Annotated in this window: 24 protein-coding genes; 12 read left to right on the top strand and 12 right to left on the bottom strand. The window is 63.8% G+C overall.

The genetic code is table 11. The annotated features are described in order from the left end of the window. Nucleotides 1-1,122, bottom strand: a 1,122-nt coding sequence (locus LB568_RS30790; RefSeq protein ID WP_224732147.1) for an NAD(P)/FAD-dependent oxidoreductase, incomplete at its 3' end; no start/stop codon positions are given. Nucleotides 1,123-1,624: 502 nt separating this feature from the next. Between LB568_RS30790 and LB568_RS30795 the strand changes: the two genes are divergently transcribed. Next, nucleotides 1,625-2,011, top strand: a complete 387-nt coding sequence (locus LB568_RS30795) for a DUF2794 domain-containing protein (RefSeq protein ID WP_224732148.1) — start codon at nucleotides 1,625-1,627, stop codon at nucleotides 2,009-2,011. A gap of 148 nt (nucleotides 2,012-2,159) precedes the next feature. Here LB568_RS30795 and LB568_RS30800 read toward each other — a convergent pair whose 3' ends face one another. The 4 genes from LB568_RS30800 to LB568_RS30815 form a co-directional block, all read right to left on the bottom strand. Then, nucleotides 2,160-2,735 (bottom strand): GNAT family N-acetyltransferase, encoded by a 576-nt coding sequence (locus tag LB568_RS30800; protein WP_224732149.1) that lies wholly within the window; start codon nucleotides 2,733-2,735, stop codon nucleotides 2,160-2,162. Nucleotides 2,736-2,853: 118 nt separating this feature from the next. Continuing rightward, the gene (locus LB568_RS30805; protein ID WP_023768411.1) at nucleotides 2,854-3,627 is read right to left on the bottom strand and encodes a Bax inhibitor-1/YccA family protein; all 774 of its coding nucleotides are present in this window, start codon (nucleotides 3,625-3,627) and stop codon (nucleotides 2,854-2,856) included. A 227-nt stretch (nucleotides 3,628-3,854) separates the two neighbouring features. Then, nucleotides 3,855-6,404 carry an ABC transporter permease gene (locus LB568_RS30810; RefSeq protein WP_224732150.1) on the bottom strand — a complete coding sequence of 850 codons (2,550 nt, stop codon included), beginning with the start codon at nucleotides 6,402-6,404 and terminating at the stop codon, nucleotides 3,855-3,857. Further along, complete coding sequence (locus tag LB568_RS30815) at nucleotides 6,404-7,099, bottom strand: ABC transporter ATP-binding protein (protein WP_224732151.1); 696 nt, start codon at nucleotides 7,097-7,099, stop codon at nucleotides 6,404-6,406. The genes LB568_RS30810 and LB568_RS30815 overlap by 1 nt, the downstream gene beginning before the upstream one ends. An 88-nt stretch (nucleotides 7,100-7,187) precedes the next feature. Here LB568_RS30815 and LB568_RS30820 point away from each other — a divergent pair, with 88 nt between their 5' ends. Both LB568_RS30820 and thpR read left to right on the top strand, forming a co-directional pair. Then, nucleotides 7,188-7,832 (top strand): arylesterase, encoded by a 645-nt coding sequence (locus tag LB568_RS30820; RefSeq protein ID WP_224732152.1) that lies wholly within the window; start codon nucleotides 7,188-7,190, stop codon nucleotides 7,830-7,832. 130 nt (nucleotides 7,833-7,962) lie between these two features. Then, nucleotides 7,963-8,559, top strand: coding sequence for an RNA 2',3'-cyclic phosphodiesterase (gene thpR / locus LB568_RS30825; protein ID WP_013892219.1), 597 nt, complete (start codon nucleotides 7,963-7,965; stop codon nucleotides 8,557-8,559). Here thpR and LB568_RS30830 read toward each other — a convergent pair. Beyond that, a complete protein-coding gene (locus tag LB568_RS30830; RefSeq protein ID WP_140572214.1) occupies nucleotides 8,463-8,981 on the bottom strand; it encodes a low molecular weight protein-tyrosine-phosphatase in 519 nt (172 codons plus the stop codon). The genes thpR and LB568_RS30830 overlap by 97 nt on opposite strands. Before the next feature lie 106 nt (nucleotides 8,982-9,087). Between LB568_RS30830 and LB568_RS30835 the strand changes: the two genes are divergently transcribed. The 3 genes from LB568_RS30835 (at nucleotide 9,088) to LB568_RS30845 (ending at nucleotide 10,662) form a co-directional block, all read left to right on the top strand. Further along, nucleotides 9,088-9,384, top strand: a complete 297-nt coding sequence (locus LB568_RS30835) for a 4a-hydroxytetrahydrobiopterin dehydratase (protein WP_140572215.1) — start codon at nucleotides 9,088-9,090, stop codon at nucleotides 9,382-9,384. 138 nt (nucleotides 9,385-9,522) lie between these two features. Next, nucleotides 9,523-9,885, top strand: coding sequence for a YkvA family protein (locus LB568_RS30840; protein ID WP_023778919.1), 363 nt, complete (start codon nucleotides 9,523-9,525; stop codon nucleotides 9,883-9,885). Nucleotides 9,886-10,158: 273 nt separating this feature from the next. Further along, nucleotides 10,159-10,662 carry an invasion associated locus B family protein gene (locus LB568_RS30845; RefSeq protein ID WP_013892215.1) on the top strand — a complete coding sequence of 168 codons (504 nt, stop codon included), beginning with the start codon at nucleotides 10,159-10,161 and terminating at the stop codon, nucleotides 10,660-10,662. A gap of 70 nt (nucleotides 10,663-10,732) precedes the next feature. Here the strand turns inward: LB568_RS30845 and LB568_RS30850 are convergent, their stop codons facing one another. The 3 genes from LB568_RS30850 to LB568_RS30860 form a co-directional block, all read right to left on the bottom strand. Continuing rightward, a complete protein-coding gene (locus LB568_RS30850) occupies nucleotides 10,733-12,085 on the bottom strand; it encodes a chloride channel protein (protein ID WP_224732153.1) in 1,353 nt (450 codons plus the stop codon). Between the two features lie 201 nt (nucleotides 12,086-12,286). Further along, nucleotides 12,287-12,586, bottom strand: a complete 300-nt coding sequence (locus LB568_RS30855) for a hypothetical protein (protein WP_013892213.1) — start codon at nucleotides 12,584-12,586, stop codon at nucleotides 12,287-12,289. A 39-nt stretch (nucleotides 12,587-12,625) separates the two neighbouring features. After that, nucleotides 12,626-12,838: a hypothetical protein gene (locus LB568_RS30860; protein ID WP_140572218.1), complete on the bottom strand. Its 213-nt coding sequence runs from the start codon at nucleotides 12,836-12,838 to the stop codon at nucleotides 12,626-12,628. A gap of 97 nt (nucleotides 12,839-12,935) precedes the next feature. Here LB568_RS30860 and rlmN point away from each other — a divergent pair, with 97 nt between their 5' ends. The 4 genes from rlmN (at nucleotide 12,936) to LB568_RS30880 (ending at nucleotide 15,817) form a co-directional block, all read left to right on the top strand. Beyond that, nucleotides 12,936-14,171, top strand: coding sequence for a 23S rRNA (adenine(2503)-C(2))-methyltransferase RlmN (gene rlmN, locus LB568_RS30865; RefSeq protein ID WP_041164530.1), 1,236 nt, complete (start codon nucleotides 12,936-12,938; stop codon nucleotides 14,169-14,171). Then, entirely contained in the window at nucleotides 14,168-14,614 is a 447-nt protein-coding gene (locus LB568_RS30870; protein ID WP_140572219.1) for a hypothetical protein, read from the top strand. The genes rlmN and LB568_RS30870 overlap by 4 nt, the downstream gene beginning before the upstream one ends. Beyond that, nucleotides 14,614-15,102 (top strand): hypothetical protein, encoded by a 489-nt coding sequence (locus LB568_RS30875; RefSeq protein WP_140572220.1) that lies wholly within the window; start codon nucleotides 14,614-14,616, stop codon nucleotides 15,100-15,102. Before LB568_RS30870 ends, LB568_RS30875 begins: the two co-directional genes overlap by 1 nt. Before the next feature lie 157 nt (nucleotides 15,103-15,259). Beyond that, a complete protein-coding gene (locus LB568_RS30880; RefSeq protein ID WP_181176805.1) occupies nucleotides 15,260-15,817 on the top strand; it encodes a GNAT family N-acetyltransferase in 558 nt (185 codons plus the stop codon). 7 nt (nucleotides 15,818-15,824) lie between these two features. On the opposite strand, the gene LB568_RS30885 is transcribed toward LB568_RS30880, so the two are convergent. Together LB568_RS30885 and LB568_RS30890 are read right to left on the bottom strand one after the other, a co-directional pair. Further along, complete coding sequence (locus LB568_RS30885; protein WP_140572222.1) at nucleotides 15,825-16,505, bottom strand: outer membrane protein; 681 nt, start codon at nucleotides 16,503-16,505, stop codon at nucleotides 15,825-15,827. 99 nt (nucleotides 16,506-16,604) lie between these two features. Next, the gene (locus LB568_RS30890; protein WP_023778925.1) at nucleotides 16,605-17,246 is read right to left on the bottom strand and encodes a LysE family translocator; all 642 of its coding nucleotides are present in this window, start codon (nucleotides 17,244-17,246) and stop codon (nucleotides 16,605-16,607) included. A 316-nt stretch (nucleotides 17,247-17,562) separates the two neighbouring features. Here LB568_RS30890 and LB568_RS30895 point away from each other — a divergent pair, with 316 nt between their 5' ends. Continuing rightward, complete coding sequence (locus tag LB568_RS30895) at nucleotides 17,563-18,786, top strand: argininosuccinate synthase (RefSeq protein ID WP_140572223.1); 1,224 nt, start codon at nucleotides 17,563-17,565, stop codon at nucleotides 18,784-18,786. A gap of 5 nt (nucleotides 18,787-18,791) precedes the next feature. Beyond that, entirely contained in the window at nucleotides 18,792-19,313 is a 522-nt protein-coding gene (locus LB568_RS30900) for a hypothetical protein (RefSeq protein WP_224732154.1), read from the top strand. Between the two features lie 86 nt (nucleotides 19,314-19,399). Here LB568_RS30900 and LB568_RS30905 read toward each other — a convergent pair whose 3' ends face one another. After that, a complete protein-coding gene (locus LB568_RS30905) occupies nucleotides 19,400-20,197 on the bottom strand; it encodes a lytic transglycosylase domain-containing protein (protein ID WP_013892205.1) in 798 nt (265 codons plus the stop codon). Between the last annotated feature and the right edge of the window lie 114 nt (nucleotides 20,198-20,311).

Below are 20,311 nucleotides of genomic sequence, written 5' to 3' on the forward strand. Positions count from 1 at the left end.
CCAGCCGATGCCGGGCTCGCGATCGAAGCCGCAGGTGGGGCACCAGTCGCGCGGCACGCCGAGCGTCCCCCACCAGGCGTGGTCGAGGCGCACCCCCTTGGTCTGCGGCAACAGCCTGGTCAGGATCTCGTGCAACTGGTCGATGGTCGCCTGCTGGGTCTGGCCGCGCATGTCGGTGCGCGAGCCGAAACGGTAGGGCACGCCACGGCCTCCCATGGCGATCCGGCCTTCGCGCGTGCGCTGCGCATAGCAATAGGTGTGCGCGGCATCACCCAGCACCTCGTAGCCGCTCCAGCCGATCGTATCCCACAGCTTTTGCGGCAGCGGCTCGGTCACCACGATGGCGCTGTTCAACGGCAGCCAGAGGCGCTTGAGGCCGGAAATGCCGGCCGTGAACCCTTCCGTGGCACGCACGATCTTTTCGGCGCGCACGATGCCGCGATCGGTGGTCACCTTGCCTTTTTCGATCGCCAGAACCTGCGTCTGCTCATAGATCGGAACGCCTGATCGCACGACCGCCGCCGCCAGGCCCTGCACCAGCTTGGCCGGTTGCACGCGGGCGACGTTGCGGACGACGAAGCCGCCCAGCACCTTGTCGATGGCGATGCGCTCGCGCGCCTCCCCGGCGTCGAGGAAGGCCAGCCTCTCCGGTGGCATGTCCCAGTGCAGGAGCTCATCGTATTCCGCCCTGGCGCGCTGCAGCTGCGCGGTGTTGGTGGCCACGGTGATGTTGTCGACGCGGCGGATATCGGCATCGATACCCTCGGCCTGCGTCACCGAGATCACTTCGTCGACGGTGCCGAACATGGCGCGCTGCATGTCGATGACAGCGCCCCGCGACGAGGACGCCGCATATTTCTCGCGTGACCAGCTGAACCCGCCCGACAGCCAGCCGCCATTGCGGCCCGAGGCGCCGAAGCCTGCGAACTCCTTCTCGACGATGGCGATGCGCAGCGAGGGCTGCGCCTTCTTCAGGTAATAGGCCGTCCACAAGCCGGTGTAGCCGGCGCCGACGATGCAGATATCGGCCTCGATGTCGCCGGGCAGCGCAGGGCGATAGGCCGGGACGCCGCCTATATCGGCATACCAGAACGACACGTCGCCATTGTGCTTGGCTTGCATGGGGATGCTCTCGAATGGTTCAGGTGAGCGTGACAGGATTCGAGGCTGCGGTCGCGCCAATCATGACGTGGGTTGGCAAACAAGCTCTCGGTCGAGGGAAAGCCGCCGTCGCGGCGATGCGGGCATGAAAAAACCGACGTCAGCTTGCTTCTGACGTCGGTCATTTAGGTTTTGGGATCGTCGCACCCGGTTTTTCCAAGGAAAAACCGAGGTTGGTTCGATCCGACGCAGACCCGTGGGCGGGGGGCTTGGGGTTTACGAGCCGGTGCCGGACCGAACCGTCTCAGGCAACGCCGGTAAATTCGTCGGACATTGGGGCATGAGCGCGGATAAAAAAAGGCAGAAATGTGGCGAAGCATCACCAATTCCAACATGCGGTTCGCAAATGTGACTGGACGTGACCGAAACGGCGCGTCGCTGGCGCTGCTTCGCCGGCTCTTGCAATTCGATGGCGAAGGGGCCAACTTTGGTTGGCAAAGATTCATTTTCGAAGGATCGAGGCATGACCGATGACAGCGGCGGGATGGGGGATGGGGACGCATCCGCAATATTGATCCCGCTGCACGACGCGCGACGCGAACGCCTCGACCAGCCGGTGCGCTTCGAGCGCCGTGAACTCGACCAGATCCTCAGGCTCTACGGACGCATGGTCGCCGCCAATGAATGGCGCGACTACGCCATCGACCATCTCACGGACCGCGCCGTGTTTTCCGTCTTCCGCCGCGCCAGCGAAGTGCCGCTTTTCCAGATCGTCAAGGACCCGAAACTGGCGCGCAAGCAGGGCGCCTTCGCCGTCATCGCAGCCGGTGGCCGCATCCTCAAGCGAGGCCAGGAACTTGGCCGCGTGCTTGGCGTCTTCGACAGCAAGCTGAAGGTTGTAGAGGCCTGAGGCGGGATTTGGGGAATTGAGGAATTGAGGAATTGAGGAATTGAGGAATTGAGGAATTGAGGAATTGAGGAATTGAGGAGAAACAGATTCGGCGACTGATGTAACTGCCACCTTCTTTTGTTCTCCAGTTCTCCAGTTCCCCAATTCCTCAGTTCCCCCTGCCCTCGCGAAATCTCCGCTCCGGCAGCGAGCCCGGATCCGGCGGGAGCGATGCACCGCCATTCAGCGTCAGTTGCATGAACACCGTGTCGAGCCAGCGGCCGTGCTTGTAGCCGGAGCCCTCGAGGCGGCCCGAATGGCGGAAGCCGAGCCTTTCATGCAACTTGACCGAGGCGCTGTCGGGACGGCCGTCGCCGATGACCGCGATGATCTGGCGGAAGCCCGCCACCTCCACCGCCGCGATCAGGCTTTGCATCAGTCTGAGGCCGACGCCCTGGCCCTTGGCGTCAGGGGCGACATAGACCGAATCCTCGACGATGAAGCGATAGGCCGGGCGCGGGCGGAAGGCGCCGGCATAGGCATAGCCGAGCACGACGCCATCCTTTTCAGCCACCAGATAGGGGAAGCCGCCAGCCGTCAGCGTGTCGAATCGCTTGCCCATTTCGGCGCGGCCGGGCGGCTCCAGTTCGTAGCTCGCCGTGCCGTTCGTCACCGCGTCGGCATAGATTTCGGTGATGGTGTCGAGGTCGGCCGAGGTCGCCGTCCGTATCACGATACTGCTCATTCTTTATGCAAGCCTTTCATTTGCCTTCGATAACAGCAAAGACCGGCGCAAAAGAAAAGGGCGGCCGTTGGGCCGCCCTTTCCAAACTCGATGGTCCAGTCAGGCCATGACGCGTGCCTTAGCGGCGGTCGCCCATGAACTGCAGCAGGAACATGAACAGGTTGATGAAGTCGAGATAGAGCCTCAGCGCGCCCATGATGGCCTTGCGGCCGGCGACATCGGAAGCATCACCCTCGAAATACATCTCCTTGATCTTCTGCGTGTCATAGGCGGTGAGGCCGGCGAAAATCAGCACGCCGATCGCCGAAACGGCGAAGGACAGCGCCGACGACTGCAGGAAGATGTTGATCACCATCGCGATGATCAGGCCGAACACGCCCATGATCAGGAACGAGCCCATCGCGGTCAGGTCGCGCTTGGTCGTGTAGCCGTAGAGCGACAGCGCGCCGAAGCCGGCGGCGGTGGCAAAGAAGGTCTGCGCGATGCTTGCCGTGGTGTAGACCAGGAAGATCGACGACAGCGACAGGCCGACGAGGCCGGCATAGACCCAGAACGTCGTCTGCGCCGCCGAAACGCTCATCGATTGGACGCGGAACGACAGGAACATCACCGCGGCCAGCGGGGCTAGAATCACCACCCAGCGCAACGGCGAGCCGAAGATCGCGTAGCCGAAGGAGGTCAGCATTTCACCGCTCGGCAGCGTTGCGACAGCCGAGGCCGGATCGGTGGTGGTGGCCAGCATGATCGTGCCGACAGCGGCAAGGCCGGTGATGAGGAGGCCAAGCCCCATCAGATTGTAGACCTTGACCATGTAGGCGCGCAGGCCCTGATCGATATCGACGCCGGCGCCGGGCACGGCGCGCGTCTGATAATTGCGAATGGGTTCAGCCATTGTAGTCCTCTATTGCTTCTGCCCCGTCCGGTGTCAGGTCCACCCGGACCCAGGCGCCGCTGGCGGGGCTCCAGCATGCCTGTGGCGAAATATGATGGTTATTCGCGTCGAGAACAAGACCGTAACCGGATGTAACGGTTCGTGAGAGGCCGAAATGCCGATTCCCGGGCTTTCTGGCCGGCATCCTTACCAAGATTTAACCTGGGATAGCCGTTCCGGCCCTGAATTTACAGGTTGCGCAGCACTGGTGCCGCCTTGTGGCCGAGCACCCGCCAGGTGCCGGCAAGACCGATGCCGACCGTGATCACCAGCGCGAAGACGATGGTTGCGACCGCCACTTCCGGCATGAAATGCGATGGCAGGGTCATGATGCGGGCGACGATGTACCAGGCTGCGATGCCCCCGGCCGCCAGCGCGAAGAGTGCCGTGGCCAGTCCGATCAGCATGTACTCAAGCGAGAATGCCGTTATCAGCGTTCTCCTGGTCGCGCCAAGCGTCTTCAGCACCACCGCGTCATGGATGCGCGCCCGGTTGCCGGCGGCAAGCGCGCCGGCCAGCACCAGCACCGAGGCGATCAGCGCCACGCCGGCCGCGGCGCGGATCGCCGTGCCGAGCTGGCCGACCAGCCGGTTGACGACATCGAGCGCATCCTTGACGCGCACCGTCGTCACCGCCGGAAAGGCGCGGGTGACGGCATTGAGGATGCGCGCATCGTCGGCCGTCGTGGCGCTCTTTTCGGTCAGCGTCGCCATCCACCCATGCGGGGCTCCAGTGAATGTGTTGGGCGAGAACACCATGACGAAATTGATGCCCATCGTCTCCCATTCGACCTGGCGAAAACTGGCGATCCTGGCCGTGACGTTGCGGCCGAGAACATTGACGGTGACGGTGTCGCCGAGCTTCAGCCCGATTTCCTTGCCCTCCTGCGCCGAAAACGAGACCAGCGGCTCGCCGGAATAATTGTCCGGCCACCATTTGCCCTCGGTCAGCGTCGCGTTTTCAGGCTGTTTCGCATCATAGGTCAGGCCGCGATCGCCTTTCAGCACCCAGGCGCCTTCGGCCGGCACCTTGACCTTGTCGACATCGACGCCGTTCAGCGCCATCACCCGGCCGCGCAACATCGGCACCTTGGCCAGCGTGCCCAGCGGCGCCTCCTTGCCGATCAGGGCGGAGAACGCATCGACATCACTGCCCTGGATGTCGACGAAGAAGAAGTTCGGCGCCCGCTCGGGCAGGTTGCCGGATATCTGCCGCCGCAGATTGCCGTCGATCAGCGCCAGCGTCACCAATAGCGTCAGCCCGAGCCCCAGCGACAGCACCACCGAGGGAGTCAAGGCGCCGGGCCGGTGGATGTTGCCGACGGCAAGCCGGAGCGCCACGGAGCGCACACGCGGGCTCTTCCTCGCCGCCCACTGCACCAGCGCGCCGACGAGGCGCAGCACCAGGAAGGCGAAGATCGTGGCCCCGACAAAGATCGAGGCGATGCGCTGGTCGCCCGAGAACAGGATCGCCAACGCCGCCAGGAACAGCGCTATGCCAAGCGCCGAAGCGACGTAGACGAGGCGCGGCTGGCCGCGGCCTTCCAGCCCCATCTCCCGGAACAGCGCGGTCGCCGGCACGTCGCGGGCGCGGCCGAGCGGCAGCAGCGCGAAGGCCAGCGTCACCAGCAGCCCGAACAGCGCCGCGATGCCGAGCGCGCCGGGATAGAAGCCGCCTTGCGCCGGCACCGGAATGACGGACTGCAGGGCAGCGCTTGCCGCGAACGGCATCAGCGCCCCGATGACAAGGCCGAGCACGATGCCAAGGGCCGCGATGATCAGGATCTGCACCAGATAGACGGTAAAGACGAAGCCGCCGGAAGCGCCAAGGCTCTTGAAGGTGGCGATGACGCCGCGCTTGCCGTCGAGATAGGCGCGCACCGCATTGGCGACGCCGACGCCGCCGACCACCAGCGCCGTCAGCCCGACCAGCGTCAGAAACTGCGAGAACCGTTCGATGTTGGCCGACAGCGCCGGCGCGGCATTGCCGCGCGTCCGGATCGACCAGCCGGCCTCGGGAAAATCCTTGGCCGCCTGGTCCTGGATGGCTTTCAGCCGCGCCTCGTCGGCGTCAGCGGGCAACCGGATCCTGTAGGCGTTCTCGACCAGGCTGCCCGGCTGCACCAGCCCGGTGGCGGCCAGCGCCTCGGTCGAGATCATCAACCGCGGCGCGAAGCCGAAACCGTCGGACACGGCATCGGGCTCGCTGACCAGCCTGGCGCGCAGTTCGAACGTGGCGGTGCCGAGCTTCAGCCGGTCGCCGAGCTTGACATGCAGCCGTTCGAACAAAAGATCGGGCGCGGCCGCACCGAAAACGCCGAATTGCCTGCCGAACAATTCCTGTTCCGTCAGCGCCGGCTCGGTTTCCAGCGCGCCGTAGAGAGGGTAGGCATCGTCGACGGCCTTGGCCTCGACCAGCGCCTGGTCGGACCCGTCGGCCAGACGCGCCATCGAGCGCATGCTGGCGGTGCGCGAGACCGGACCCAGCCCGTCGAGGAAGCCGCGTTCGGCCGGGCTGGCGTCACGCTGGTTGATCTGGAAGCGAAGGTCGCCGCCAAGCAGCGTCTGGCCTTGGCTGGCGACGCCGGCACTGATCGAGCGCGCCACCGAATTGACGCCGCCGATCGCCGCGACGCCAAGCGCGATGCAGGCGAGGAAGATCAGGAAGCCGGAAAGGCCGCCGCGCATTTCGCGCAGCGAGAAGCGGACGGCAAGCTTTAGCGTCCGCGCCATCGGCATCAGGCGATCACCTTGACCGGCCCAGGCGTCTCGATCAGGCCGGAGCGCATCGAGACCTGGCGCGAGCAGCGCGCCGCAAGAGCCGGATCATGGGTGACCAGCACCAGCGTCATGCCGCGTTCGGCCGCCTTGGCGAACAGGAGATCGGCGATCTGCCGCCCCGTCGCCTGGTCGAGATTGCCGGTCGGCTCGTCGGCGATGAGGATGCGCGGCGACGGCGCCAGCGCCCGGGCGATCGCCACGCGCTGCTGTTCGCCGCCCGAAAGTTCGCCGGGATAATGGGTGACGCGGTCGCTGAGGCCAACCGCGGCCAGTTCCCGCTCCGCCACCGAAAACGGATCGGCGTGGCCGGCCAGCTCCAGCGGCACCGCGACGTTCTCGAGCGCCGTCATGTTGGGAATAAGATGAAAGGATTGGAACACGATGCCAATGTTTCGGCCACGAAACGAAGCAATCTGGTCCTCGCTTTTGCCGTTGAGCAGCTCGCCGGCGATCCGTACCGTGCCCGAATCGATCCGCTCCAGGCCTGCCAGCACCATCAGCAAGGTCGACTTGCCGGAGCCTGACGGGCCGACGATGCCGGTCGCTTCGCCGCGCGCCACCTCGAGGCTGATGCCCTTCAGCACATGGACGGACGAGGCGCCTTCACCGAGCGTCAGGGATACGTCTTTCAACTCGATGACGGCTTCTGTCAAAATGAAAGCGTCCTATATGGGAGGGGAAGGCTCTGCTTGCCGGAAGCCGTCGCCGGAAGAATTCGTTTGCTCATATGGGGCCTGCCGCATGTCTTTCAAACGCCGCATTGCCGCAGGCCTGATCGTTTTCCTTGCCATTTGCGGCGCCATTTCGTCGGCGCGTGCCGAGCCTTTCAAGATCGTCGGCTTCGGTGACAGCCTGATGGCGGGTTTCCGTCTCGGACCCGACGAGGGGTTTACCGACAAATTGCAGGCAGCTCTTCGTGCCAAGGGCCATGATGTGGCCGTCGCCAATGCCGGCGTTTCGGGCGACACCACCAGCGGCGGCCTGGCGCGGCTCGACTGGTCGGTGCCCGACGGCACGCAACTGGTCATCCTCGAACTTGGCGCCAACGACATGCTGCGCGGCGTCGCGCCCGACATCACCAGGAAGAACCTCGACGAGATGCTGGCCAAGCTGAAAGGGCGCAAGATCGCCGTGCTGCTGGCCGGCATGCGCGCCGCGCCCAATCTCGGCGCCGACTATCAGAATGCCTTCGACGCCATTTTCCCGGGCCTGGCGAAGAAATACGACATCGACCTTTATCCATTCTTCCTCGACGGCGTCGCCGGAGAGCCCGGCATGCAGCTCGAGGATGGCTTGCATCCGAGCGTCAAAGGCATCGACCGGATGGTCGAGCGCATCCTGCCGACGATCGAGAAGGCCATCGCGGCTGCCCCGAAAGCTTCGTAAGGACCGAACCGGAACAACTTCCGCTGCGGAAGCTTAGTTAAGGACCTGCGACCAACAAACCACTTGCTCCATTTGATTATCGATGATTCGCTACGGGTGACAGTTTCGATTCGAGGAAGGGAGGCTTTTCATGCCGCGTCTTTTCACCGCCCTCGAAATTCCGCGTGATGCCGCCCTTTCGCTGTCCCTTTTGAGGGGTGGCCTGCCCGGGGCGCGCTGGATCGATGTCGAAAACTATCATCTGACGCTGCGTTTCATCGGCGATGTCGAGGGCCATGTCGCCGACGAGATCGCTAACGCGCTCGACCGCGTCCACCGCCCGTCCTTCTCGCTGACCCTGACCGGCGTCGGCGCTTTCGGCCAGAAAAAACCGCATGCGGTGTGGGCCGGCGTGTCGGCTTCGCCCGATCTGGCGGCACTTCAGGGGGAAATCGATCGCATCTGCCAGCGGCTCGGCATCCCCGCCGATCCGCGCAAGTTCATGCCGCATGTCACACTTGCCAGGCTGCGCAATTCGAGCCCGCTGGACGTCGCCCAATATCTGTCGGCGCGCGGCAATTTCTCGACCCTGCCGTTCCGCATCGGCCGCTTCGTCTTGATGTCGTCGCGCGATTCGGTCGGCGGCGGACCCTATATCGTCGAGGAAGCCTGGCCGCTGTCGAGCACCGACGCCCGCCCGGCCAGCCGCGTCGCCAGCGCTTCCGACGCCTCGCGGATCATGCGGTAGACCTCGGCGAAAGCGTCCTCACCGTCGTAATAGGGATCCGGCACGTCGCGTGGTTTTCCCTCGGCGAAGTCCAGGAACAGGTGCACCCGGTCGCGCATCACCGCCGGCGCCAGCGCCTTCAGGTCGCGAACATTTGATCGGTCCATGCCCAGGATCAGGTCGAAGCGGTGAAAATCCTGTGGCGTGATCCGGCGTGCCCGCAGCGCGGAAATGTCGATGCCGTGATGCACGGCAATCGCCATAGAGCGCGGATCGGGAGCGGAGCCGATCTCCCAGCCGCTTGTGGCGGCCGAATCGAGCAGGATGTCCCGGCCGAGCCCGCGCTCAGCCAAGGCTGTGCGAAGCACGCCCTCGGCCAGTGGCGACCGGCAGATATTGCCGAGGCAAACGAACAGAATGGATTTTATCGGCTTCGCGCTCATCGATCCGGAATTTCCTTGCGCATGTCGTTATCCCAAAACCGCAACGCACTTTTGGGCGAGATGCATTATGGTGACGACTTCAATCGAGATAGCATGGGAAAAGAACATGGCGAGAGAGAAACTGGACAGGCAAGCCGCTGAAGCAGCGCTGACCGGGCTCGATGGCTGGGCACTGGCCGGGGATGCAGGATCCATCAGCCGCACCTTCACCTTCAAGAATTTCTCCGAGGCCTTTGCCTTCATGACCCGCGTCGCCCTTGCCGCGGAGAAGATGGACCATCATCCCGACTGGTCGAACGTCTACAAGACGGTCGAGGTCACGCTCAACACCCATGATGCCGGCGGCCTGACGGCACTCGACATCGAGTTGGCCAAGAAGATGAACCGCTTTGCCGGCGGCTGAACATTGCCTTTCCATGCCCGCAACCGGGCGCGGATCGCCAAATCCGCACCAGCATCTTGCAGCGGGGTTCGGCTTTCACCACATTTTCGCTCGCGAGGCATGCGCTGGGACGCGCATGAGGCCCGCGAGGAGTGATCGATGGCGCAAGAATCCGGTTTTGATTTCTTCGGCTTTGGCGACAAGCTCGCCGGCGAGGGCGAAGTGCGCGAAAAATTCTGGCGCACGGCCAAGAAGGCCGCGCGGCAGATTCCGTTCATGGAAGACGTCGTCGCTGCCTACTACTGCGCCATGGACAAGAACACGCCGCTGCGCGCCAAGGGCATATTGGTGGCGGCGCTTGGCTATTTCGTGCTGCCGGTCGATCTGATCCCCGACTTCATCTTCGGGCTCGGCTTCACCGACGACATTGCCGTGCTGACCGCCGCGATCACCGCCGTCAGCGCCCACATCACGCCGGCGCATCGACAGGCCGCCAGGGATGCCATCGCCGACAAGGGTTGAGCGTCCAGATGCCAGCCAGGCCTCTGGATACAGGCGTTCGGAGGCCCGGCAAAAAAGTCAAACTCTTGCCGCTTTCGTGGCCTCCAAGTCGCCGAAGGGACGTCGCGCCAACCGCTGACAAGGCGGCGGCGCGAAAATGGCGGCGGTTTCCTAGGGTGAGTGTCCTTTTCTCAAGGGAAGTTCACCGTTTGGTAACCCAGATTAAATCAAAATGAAGCGACGGCAGGACGCCATGCGGCCCGCCTCCGCACCATTTGGAATACGGGAAAAACGATGCGCGGATTGATTGCACTAGTCTCGGGTCTGGCCTTGGTGGCCTTTGCAGCGCCGGCGCTGGCGCAGCAGGCGACCAAGATCGGCCAGCACAATGCCTGGGGCACCTACAGCTACCAGGCGTCGGGCGGCAAGGTCTGCTATGTGCTGACCGTACCGACCGACAAGCAGCCGCCGACGCTCGATCATGGCGACATGTTCTTCTTCGTCAGCCAGCGCCCCGGTCAGCAGGTCTCCTACGAGCCCCAATTCATCGCCGGCTACAATTTCCAGGAAGGCTCCAAGGCCACCGTCACCATCGACAAGAAATCCTTCTCGATGTTCACGCGCGGCAAGTCGGCCTGGGTCGAGAATGCCGCCGAGGAACCGGTGCTGATCGCCGCCATGAAGACCGGCAGCGACATGAAGGTTTCGGCGAAGTCCGGCCGCGGCAACCCGACCTCCTATGTCTTCTCGTTGAAGGGCATCTCGGCGGCGCTGTCGTCGATCGCCAAGTGCAAATAGGCACGAACCATATTTGAACCGGAGGCCGGGCCGCAAAGCCCGGCCTTTTGCTTTTTTCGGACCCTGCGCCTCAATCCTGCGGGGCCGGCGTGGCTTCCGCCCGCCGCCGCCGGATCGCCTCGGCGATGAAGACGCGCGACAGCGCGTGATAGAGCGGCTCGTGCGAGATCATGCGCGCCGTGCCGTAGCCGAGCATCGAGGCCAGCATCAGCGCGATGACATTGTCGTGATTGCCGGTCATTTCCAGGATGATGACGAAAGCCGTCATCGGCGCCTGTACGACGCCGGCGAAATAGCCGGCCATGCCGAGCAGCGCCGCAGCGCCGGTGCTGGCGCCGAGGACGAGGCCGAGCGAACTGCCGATGCCGGCGCCAACCGCCAGCGATGGCGCGAAGATGCCGCCGGGAATGCCCGAGACCATCGACAACAGCCCGGCCAGGAACTTTTCGGCGAAGAAGAACCAGGGCAGCGGCGTGCCCTCGACGGCGCCGCGCGCCTGCACATAGCCGGTGCCGAAGGTCAGTCCGCCCGACGCGATGCCGATCGTCGCCACGGCAAGCCCGCAGACGGCGGCCACCAGCAAGGCGCGCTGCAGGGGTTGCCCTGTGTGCCAGCGCCGGATCCGCCGCGTAATCTTCAGCGCCAGCAGCGAGAACAGCGCGCCGAAGCCGCCGCCGATGACGCCGCAGGCAATCACCAGCGGCCAGTCGGCGGCAAACGCGATCGTCTCCTTCGAGACGCCGAAATAGGTGTAGTTGCCAAGCAGGCCGAGTGAGGCGATGCCGGCCAGGATCACCGCCGTCAGCACCAGCCCGTTGGTGCGCGCCTCATAGGTGCGGCCCATCTCCTCGATGGCGAAGACGATGCCGGCCAGCGGCGTGTTGAAGGCGGCGGCGATACCGGCGGCCGAGCCGGCCAGGATCAGGCCGCGCGCCTGCGCCATGCCGCCCCAGCGTGCCGCCTGCAGCATCAGCGACGCGCCGACCTGCACGGTCGGCCCCTCGCGGCCGATCGAAGCGCCGCAGAACAGGCCGACGATGGTGAGCGCGATCTTGCCCGCCACCAGCCTGAGCGACAGGATGTGGCTGCGGTCGTCGTCGTCGCGCAGGTGCCGGGCGGCGATCGCCTGCGGAATGCCGCTGCCTTGCGAGCCGGGGAAGAAGCTGTGGGCCAGCCAGGCGCACAGTACGAAGCCCAGCGGCGTGAGGATGAGCGGCAGATAGAAACGCCAGCCGCCCTTGCTGCCCGTTATCAGATGGAACAGTTCCTGCGCCCTGTCGGCCAGCACCGCGAACAGGACGCTGATTACGCCGATGCCGACGGCGCCGGCCCAAAACACCAGCCGCGGCTGCCAGACGCGCCGCGAGCCCCACATGGCGCGAGAACGCCGCAACAGGGGATATTTTCGCGAAGGGCCGGCCATGTCTGTCCTCGGATGGAGGCTGAGCCCTAGAGCAATTCCAGGAAAAGTGCGACGCGGTTTTTCCGCCCGGAATTGCGTGAATCAAAAAGATAGAGCGGTTTGCCGTTTCGGTGAAACGGTGAAACGCTCTAGCACAGACATCACGCCGATCAAGCCCGCCGGCGCCGGCGCCGACGGGAGCAGTCGCGACGGATTCAGACCTCACATGGCCATTTTTTCACATTCGGCCTGGGCCTTCTTGGTCGACGTATCGATCATGTAGGCTTTGCCCTTGGCGTCGGTCATCATCATCATGCAATGCTTGATCGGCTTTGCCATCTTCATCATCTCGGCACTCATCTTCGCATCCGGCATCATGGTGCCCATGTGCCCATCCGGCATGATCGCCGTCACCTCCCCGCCTTTCATCATGGTCATTTTGCCCATCGCGTCTTCGGCAAGTGCCTGCGAGGCGAAAAGGCCGACGAGCCCTGCAAGGACGGCGATCTTGATCGAGTTCATTGTGCATACTCCCATTTGTCGAGGGCATGGTTGCCCCTTTCAGACTTCGAAGCCGGCATGGGAATCGTTACGCCAACACGACAATGTGATCGGTCCCAGCGCACCGGAAGCTGCCGCAAGGCCGGCGTAGCGGGCGTTGTCGTGCGTCAAACCGGGTGGTCCGTGAATTCTCGGTTCAGCCCCATGCGTTCGTCCGTCGACCAGAACCTTCACGATCGAGACACCGCCCGGCACGAAGACGTTGTGTGCCATCCGGCATGACTCCGCCCTCAACCTGTGCTATGCGCCGCGCTTCACGTCCGGCACGATGTCTGAACATTGGCCGCAAACCGCTTATATCTGTGAAACCATGACCCTTTCATTCGACCTCACCGCTGAAGGCGCACGTGACGCGTTGCGCGCCCGCGCCTCGTCGGCCGAAAAACCGTCGCTGATCGGCCTGACCCGGGCCGAACTCGGCGAAGCGCTGGTCGCTTCGGGCATCGTGCCGGAACGCCAAGCAAAAATGCGCGCCCAGCAGCTCTGGCACTGGATGTATGTGCGCGGCGTTTCCGACTTCGCCGGCATGTTCAACATCTCCAAGGACCTGCGCGCCGAACTCGACAAGCATTTCACCGTGGCGCGGCCCGAAATCGTCGAGGAGCAGATTTCCGCCGACGGCACCCGCAAATGGCTGTTCCGCTTCCCGCCGCGCGGCGCCGGCCGGCCGGTCGAGATCGAGACCGTCTACATCCCCGAGGAAGGCCGTGGCACGCTCTGCATCTCCTCGCAGGTCGGCTGCACGCTGACCTGCTCGTTCTGCCACACCGGTACGCAGAAGCTTGTCCGCAACCTGACTGCCGAGGAAATCCTGGCGCAATTGCTCACCGCCCGCGACCGGCTCGGCGATTTTCCCGACCGCGATACGCCGGACGGCGCCATCGTGCCGGCCGAGGGCCGCAAAGTGTCCAACATTGTCATGATGGGCATGGGCGAGCCGCTCTACAATTTCGAAGCGGTCAAGAAGGCCCTGCTGATCGCCTCCGACGGCGACGGGCTTTCCTTGTCGAAAAGACGTATCACGCTGTCGACCTCCGGCGTGGTGCCCGAGATCTTCCGCACCGGCGAGGAGATCGGCGTCATGCTGGCAATCTCCCTGCACGCCACCAATGACGATCTGCGCGACCTCCTGGTGCCGATCAACAAGAAGTATCCGCTGAAGGATCTGATCGCCGCCTGCCGCGCCTATCCCGGCCTGTCGAACGCCAGGCGCATCACCTTCGAATATGTGATGCTGAAGGACGTCAACGATTCCATCGAGGACGCCAAGGGCCTGATCAAGCTGCTCAAGGGCATTCCGGCCAAGATCAACCTGATCCCGTTCAATCCGTGGCCAGGCACCAATTACCAGTGCTCGGACTGGGAGACGATCGAGAAATTCGCCGACTACATCAACAATGCCGGCTATGCCTCGCCGATCCGCACGCCGCGCGGCCGCGACATCCTTGCCGCCTGCGGCCAGCTGAAGTCGGAATCGGAGCGCATGCGCAAGGTCGACCGGCTGGCGCTGGAAGCCATGATGATCGCGGGGCACGGCGAGGCGTGAACCGTCTCGTCGCCGGGCTCAAGCGTTTCGCCATCATAGCGGTCGGTTACGTCGCCGCCGTGCTGACCTCCATCCTGGTGCCCGTCCTGCTGATCACGCTTCTGGAAGGGATCGAATACGGCAACTGGTCCCTGGTTTTCACCTTCGACTGGCTGGGATCCTTTCCGCTCGCCGTGTTGACCGTGGCGGTCTGCGCGCTGCTGATCGTCGGTCCTGCCATCGTTCTCGCCGAATGGCGGTCGCTTCAAGGATGGTTCTACTTCGCGGCCACGGGTGCGATCACGTCCATCGCCTTTGGTGTTTTGGTCCCGGGCTCGGCCGGAGGGTTTGTTTTCAATCCTGGCTTTCTCGGCTTCCTGGCCACGGCCGGCACCGCTGCCGGTTGGGTCTACTGGCTACTGGCCGGGCGCGGCTCCGGTCAGCTCAAACAGCGAGATCCGTGATGGGCCGCTTCGTCACCTACATCGTGCGCCTTGCCATTATCCTGTTCGGCTATGCCGTCGCCGCGCTGGCGGCGAGCGCTTTTCTCAACGTCCTGTTCCTGGCATCGCTCGGCTACACGCCGGAACAGGCGCATCCGGCGGTGACGGCTTCGCTGTATTTTTCGATTCCCTTCGTCGCTCTGTTCGTCGCCTATTTCGCTTTCATGCCGGCGGCGGTCGTCGTCCTGGTCGCCGAAATCCTCGGCCGGCGCGACTGGCTGTTCTATGCGCTGGCGGGTGCCGTGGTCGCGGCCGTGTTCCTCGGCATTGTCGACCACATCGGTGACACCACCTTCGCGGTGACCGGCACCAGCGCCATCATGGCGGTGATCGGCAGCGGCATGGTCGGCGGCATCTTCTACTGGCTCGCCGCCGGGCGCTGGGCTGGAAGCTGGTGGCAAACGGCCACGCGAAGCTTTCAGGCGCCTGATCTCGATCGGCGCTCTTGACCCCGACCGCTTGCTTTCGCATGACTAGGCCATGCCAAAAATGCCGCAGCAGGGCGCAAGGTCGCCACTCCCACCGCTTGTTACACCTCTTGCGGCACAGCGACTGAAGCCGGTCTTTGTCGACAGGTGGAGCGACAAAGCTCGCATCCGAACGCTCGTGCCGTCCGAGGTCACGCCTGAGATCGCGGAATGGCTGACCGATCCGGCTGTCATGGAAGGGCTGAACGCGCCGCAGAAAGCCATGGGTCTCGACGCTTTCCGCGCCTATGTCGCGAGCTTCGACAATCTGAAGCGAAACCTGATGGCGATCCTGCGACGGCCCGATGACGTGCCGCTAGGCCTGGCCGTGATGGAGGTCGACCTGAGGCACCGCCTCGGCTCGCTCCATCTGATCATCGGCGATCCGGACAACCGCGGCCGCAACATGGCATTCGAGGCGTCCGTCGTATTGCTCCGGCATTTCTTTCGCGAGCGCAAGCTGGAGAAGGTTACATTCCAGCCACTGGCACGAAATCAAGCGGCCATCGCCGTCTGCGAACGATCCGGATTGCGGCTCGAAGGCACCTTGCGGTCGCACCGCATCGATGGCCGCACCGGCAAACGCATCGACCAGATGCTCTATGCGCTGACGCTCGAAGAGTATGAAGAGCGTACAAAGATGGCCGAGGCGGCCGGATTGACCCGACTCTTCGCCGGACCCGGTCTTCCCGCCTAGCTTACCCTTAGAAGCGATACGCTATACCGAATTTCACCGTGTCGAGAGACGGCCGGAAACTCGCGCCGGCCGTACCGCCCGGCCCCGGCTCGATCTCGTCGAATATGTAGTGGAGATATTCCGCCTTCAGCGACCACTTGTCAGCCAGCGCATATTCGGTGCCGAGACCGAACACGCCACCGAACTTCACGCCGGAGAAGTCCGAGGTCGACGCCGAGGAAAACGGAGGAAACGGAACGAAGACGTTTGAATAGGATGTCGCCTGAAAATGCCCAGCCGCCACGCCACCGGTCACATAAGCCAGCAAACCGTCCGTCACCGCATAGCCGGCGCGGCCGCGCGCGGTCGCAACCCAGTCGACGTCGTAGGTGTAGGTCTCGCCCTTGCCTAGAAGGTCAAGCTGGCCGAATTCCGTGTCGTGCATGCCGATGAAATCGAAATCACCGACTACGCCATAGACGAATTGTCCGCTTTGCCAGTCATGCCCGGCGTAGATGCCGCCGAGATAACCATCCTTGTGGTAGGTGTCGTCGAAGCTGGTCGCGTCGGCATTGAAGCGGACCGAAGAGCCGGCATAGCCGCCCTCGACACCGATATAAGACCCCGACCAGTTGTAAGGCGCGTCCTGCGCGCTGGCCTCGCAGACCAGCCCGATCAAGGCGACAGATGCCAAAAGTATGCTTTTCATTGATTTCCCCAAGTGCCCTAGCGGTTCTTAGGCGAGCGCAACGGAGCCTACAATTGCAACAATGCAACAGCGCCGGTAAATTTGCGGTAACGGGAAAGCCTATTTCGCGTGCGCCGTCAGGATCTTGAGCGCGAAGGCGGAGAACACGCCGGCGAAGAGATAGTCGACCACCCGTGTGACCCGCGGGCTGGCTTTCATCGCCGCCGAGAACTTTTCCGCCGCCAGCACCATCGGCGCCGTCACCGGGACCGACAGCACGATGAACATGAGCCCAAGGAAAAACAGTTTTCCGGGCGCGTTCGGGTCGTGCGCGGAGACGAATTGCGGCAGGAAGGTCATGAAGAACAGGATGATCTTCGGGTTGAGCAGGTTGACGCCGAGCCCCGCCGCCCAGCTGCGCAACAGCGAGATCCGCGGGCCCGTCTTCTTTTCCGGCGAGAAGGCCGAGCCCTTGGCGATCGCCTGCCAGGCCAGGAAGACGAGATAGCCGGCGCCAAAGATCTTCAGCACGAAGAAGGCCATCGGCGAAGCGACGATCAGCGCCGAGATGCCGACCACCACCAGCGTGGTGTGGACCAGCGTGCCACACAGCGCGCCGGCCATCGAGGCAAAGCCGGTGGCCCGCCCCTGGCTCAGCGTGCGCGAGACGAACAGCGTCATGTCGGGCCCAGGCGTGATCGCCAGGATCACGGTGGCGATGGCGAACTGGATCAGCGTGGTGGTGTCTGGAATGAAGGACATGGAAGGCTCCGGGAGAACCTGGAGCCTATACAAGGCGCGTCGCGTCGGCGCCAGATGCCTAGTTAGTGCATCTCCGGCGGGCACCCTCGAGCGGCAAGGGCCTTTTTCTTTTAGGCGGCCGGACGCTTCGGAGCTTCCTCACGTGCATCGATCAGGCTGACGATCCATTCCACATCGCGAAGAGTTTCAGAGACGCCAGCCGCCATGCGCTGGATCAGTAGTCTGGCGCCGCGCATGCTTGCTCGCTTTGCCGTTCCTGCTAAAAGGCGCTCCGACAATGCGTGACGCCCAAGTGTCCGCCATCGACGGAGCAGAAATGTCCAAGACCAAAGACGTCAAGAAGGTCGTGCTCGCCTATTCCGGCGGCCTCGACACATCCATCATCCTGAAATGGCTGCAGACCGAGCTCGGCGCGGAGGTCGTCACCTTCACCGCCGATCTCGGCCAGGGCGGCGAACTGGAGCCGGCGCGCAAGAAAGCCGAGATGATGGGCATCAAGGACATCCGCGTCGTCGACGTGCGCGAGGAATTCGTGTCCGACTTCGTCTTCCCGATGTTCCGCGCCAACACCGTCTATGAAGGCACCTACCTGCTCGGCACCTCGATCGCGCGTCCGCTGATCTCCAAGCACCTCGTCGAGATCGCCAGGGAGACCGGCGCCGATGCGATCGCGCATGGCGCCACCGGCAAGGGCAACGACCAGGTTCGCTTCGAGCTTTCGGCTTACGCGCTGAACCCCGACATCAAGGTCATCGCGCCGTGGCGCGACTGGTCGTTCAAGTCGCGCACCGATCTGATGAACTTTGCCGAACAGCACCAGATCCCCGTGCCGAAGGACAAGAAGGGCGAGGCGCCGTTCTCGGTCGACGCCAACCTGCTGCACTCCTCTTCCGAGGGCAAGGTTCTGGAAGACCCATGGAGCGAGCCGCCGGAATTCGTCCACCAGCGCACCGTTTCGCCGATGGATGCGCCCGACAAGGTCACCGAGATCGAGATCGAGTTCCTGAAGGGCGACCCGATCGCGCTCAACGGCAAGAAATTGTCGCCGGCAACCATGCTGGCGGCGCTCAACGATCTCGGCCGCGACAACGGCATCGGCCGGCTCGACCTGGTAGAGAACCGCTTCGTCGGCATGAAGTCGCGCGGGGTCTATGAGACGCCCGGCGGCGCCATCCTGATCGTCGCGCATCGCGCCATCGAATCGATCACGCTCGACCGGGGTGCTGCCCACCTCAAGGACGAGTTCATGCCGCGCTACGCTGAACTCATCTACAACGGCTTCTGGTTCGCGCCCGAGCGCCTGATGCTGCAGGCGATGATCGACAAGAGCCAGGAAGACGTCGAAGGCACGGTGCGGCTGAAGCTCTACAAGGGCAACGTCATGGTCACCGGCCGCAAGTCCAGAAAGACGCTCTATTCCGACGCGCTGGTCACCTTCGAGGACGACCGCGGCGCCTACGACCAGAAGGACGCCGCCGGCTTCATCCGCCTCAATGCGCTGAGACTGCGCACGCTGGCTGCGCGCAACCGCAATAAGTAAGTCGGATGCGCAGGCTCGGCCAATGCCTGGCGCCGCTGGTTCTTCTCGCGACGCCGGCCATGGCCGAGGATTTCGATCCAGCCTCGCTCGACCTCGCCGCGCTGATAGAATGCAGGGCGGACGTCCCGGCCTACAATGGTTTTGCCTTTTGGTTGGCCGGCGAACCCGGCGCGGCGGACAGGCTTGGCTGGAAGGAGGTTCCGTCAGGCAATCCCTTCCTGCGGCAGTACCAGCTCCCCGCCCCGGTGCATGTCTTCGGGCGCGAGACGGGGACGGTCGTCTTTACCGCGACCGGACCGATGGCGGTGCTCGAGGGCATTGCCGCGCCGGATCTCGCCTGGCAGATCGGCGCCCCGGCGACAGTGTCGAGCCCGGACAAATTCCTTGGCGAGAAGGTCGTGGCCGAAAGCACCGAGGACACCGGCGGCGTGAGCCTTGCCACGCGCATCACGCTCAACGTCTCGACCGTCGAGTCCCATCCCGGCAAGACACTGGCCGGCTGCTCCTATGCGCTTGATGTGAAGTAGCCACCCAGACGCTGAAGCCGTGTTTGCCGCTCCCGTCATCAAAAAGCCCGGCGCGTGGCCGGGCTCTTGTCGAATAGAGATTTCAATCAGTCGGCGTCGATCGCCGTGGCGATTTGGGCGATGGCCTGTTGGTAGACGCTCGCGGAATTCCAGCCGGCAATCGCGCCCATATTCGCGTTCGCGCTCGCGCCGGCTCGCCAGCCGTGGCCTTTGAGGAAGTTGGCGGTGGAAGCGAGCGCCGTGGCCTTGTCACGCAGGTTCCCGCTGCCGACTGCATACTTCAGGACATTTCCGGGCAGGAATTGCGTGTGGCCGACCTCGCCATGCATGGCGCCGACCGATGAGGCGCTCAACGCTCCACGGTCGACCAGCTTCAAGGCCGCAATGGCATGCGGGTGGAAATAGTCCGGGCGGCGGCAATCATAGGCCAGCGTCAAAATGGCGGAGACCGTGTTCTGGTTGCCCATGGAAGCACCGAAGCCGGTTTCCATACCCCAGATGGCGAGCAAAACGCCCGGTGACACGCCGTAGTTCCGCTCGATCTGGTTGAACAGCGCGGCGTTCGACTTCTTCAGCGCACGACCCTTGGAAATGATCGCGGACCCGCCACGGCGCTTCATGAAGGCTTCCACCGAGCCGCTGAAAGCTTTGTGGATTGCACGGTCGGCGGAGATCGTCCTTGTTGCGTAGGTGGCGCCGGCCAGGGCGGCCAGACCCCTTGAGCCGACACCTTCGGCCTTGGCGTCCGCGGCAAAATCCTGTTTCCAGGCCTCGAACCCGGCACCGGTCTTGCCGCAGCTGGGCCCTGCCTGCACGCCCGTTGCCAGCGCAAGTACCGCCACTACAGTGGCCGCTAAAATCCTACCCTTGGCAAGAAATGCCATGTTGTTCTCCTGGTTGCCTGATTCACGTCCCGCGCGAATTTGCCAGCGAAACGCGCTCTTGTCACTGTCTCAGACGCGCTCTTTGTCGCGTCTCGGACCTGCTCTTGTCACTGT

The organism is Mesorhizobium sp. B263B2A, from assembly GCF_020165775.1.
Taxonomy (GTDB): Bacteria; Pseudomonadota; Alphaproteobacteria; order Rhizobiales; family Rhizobiaceae; genus Mesorhizobium; species Mesorhizobium opportunistum.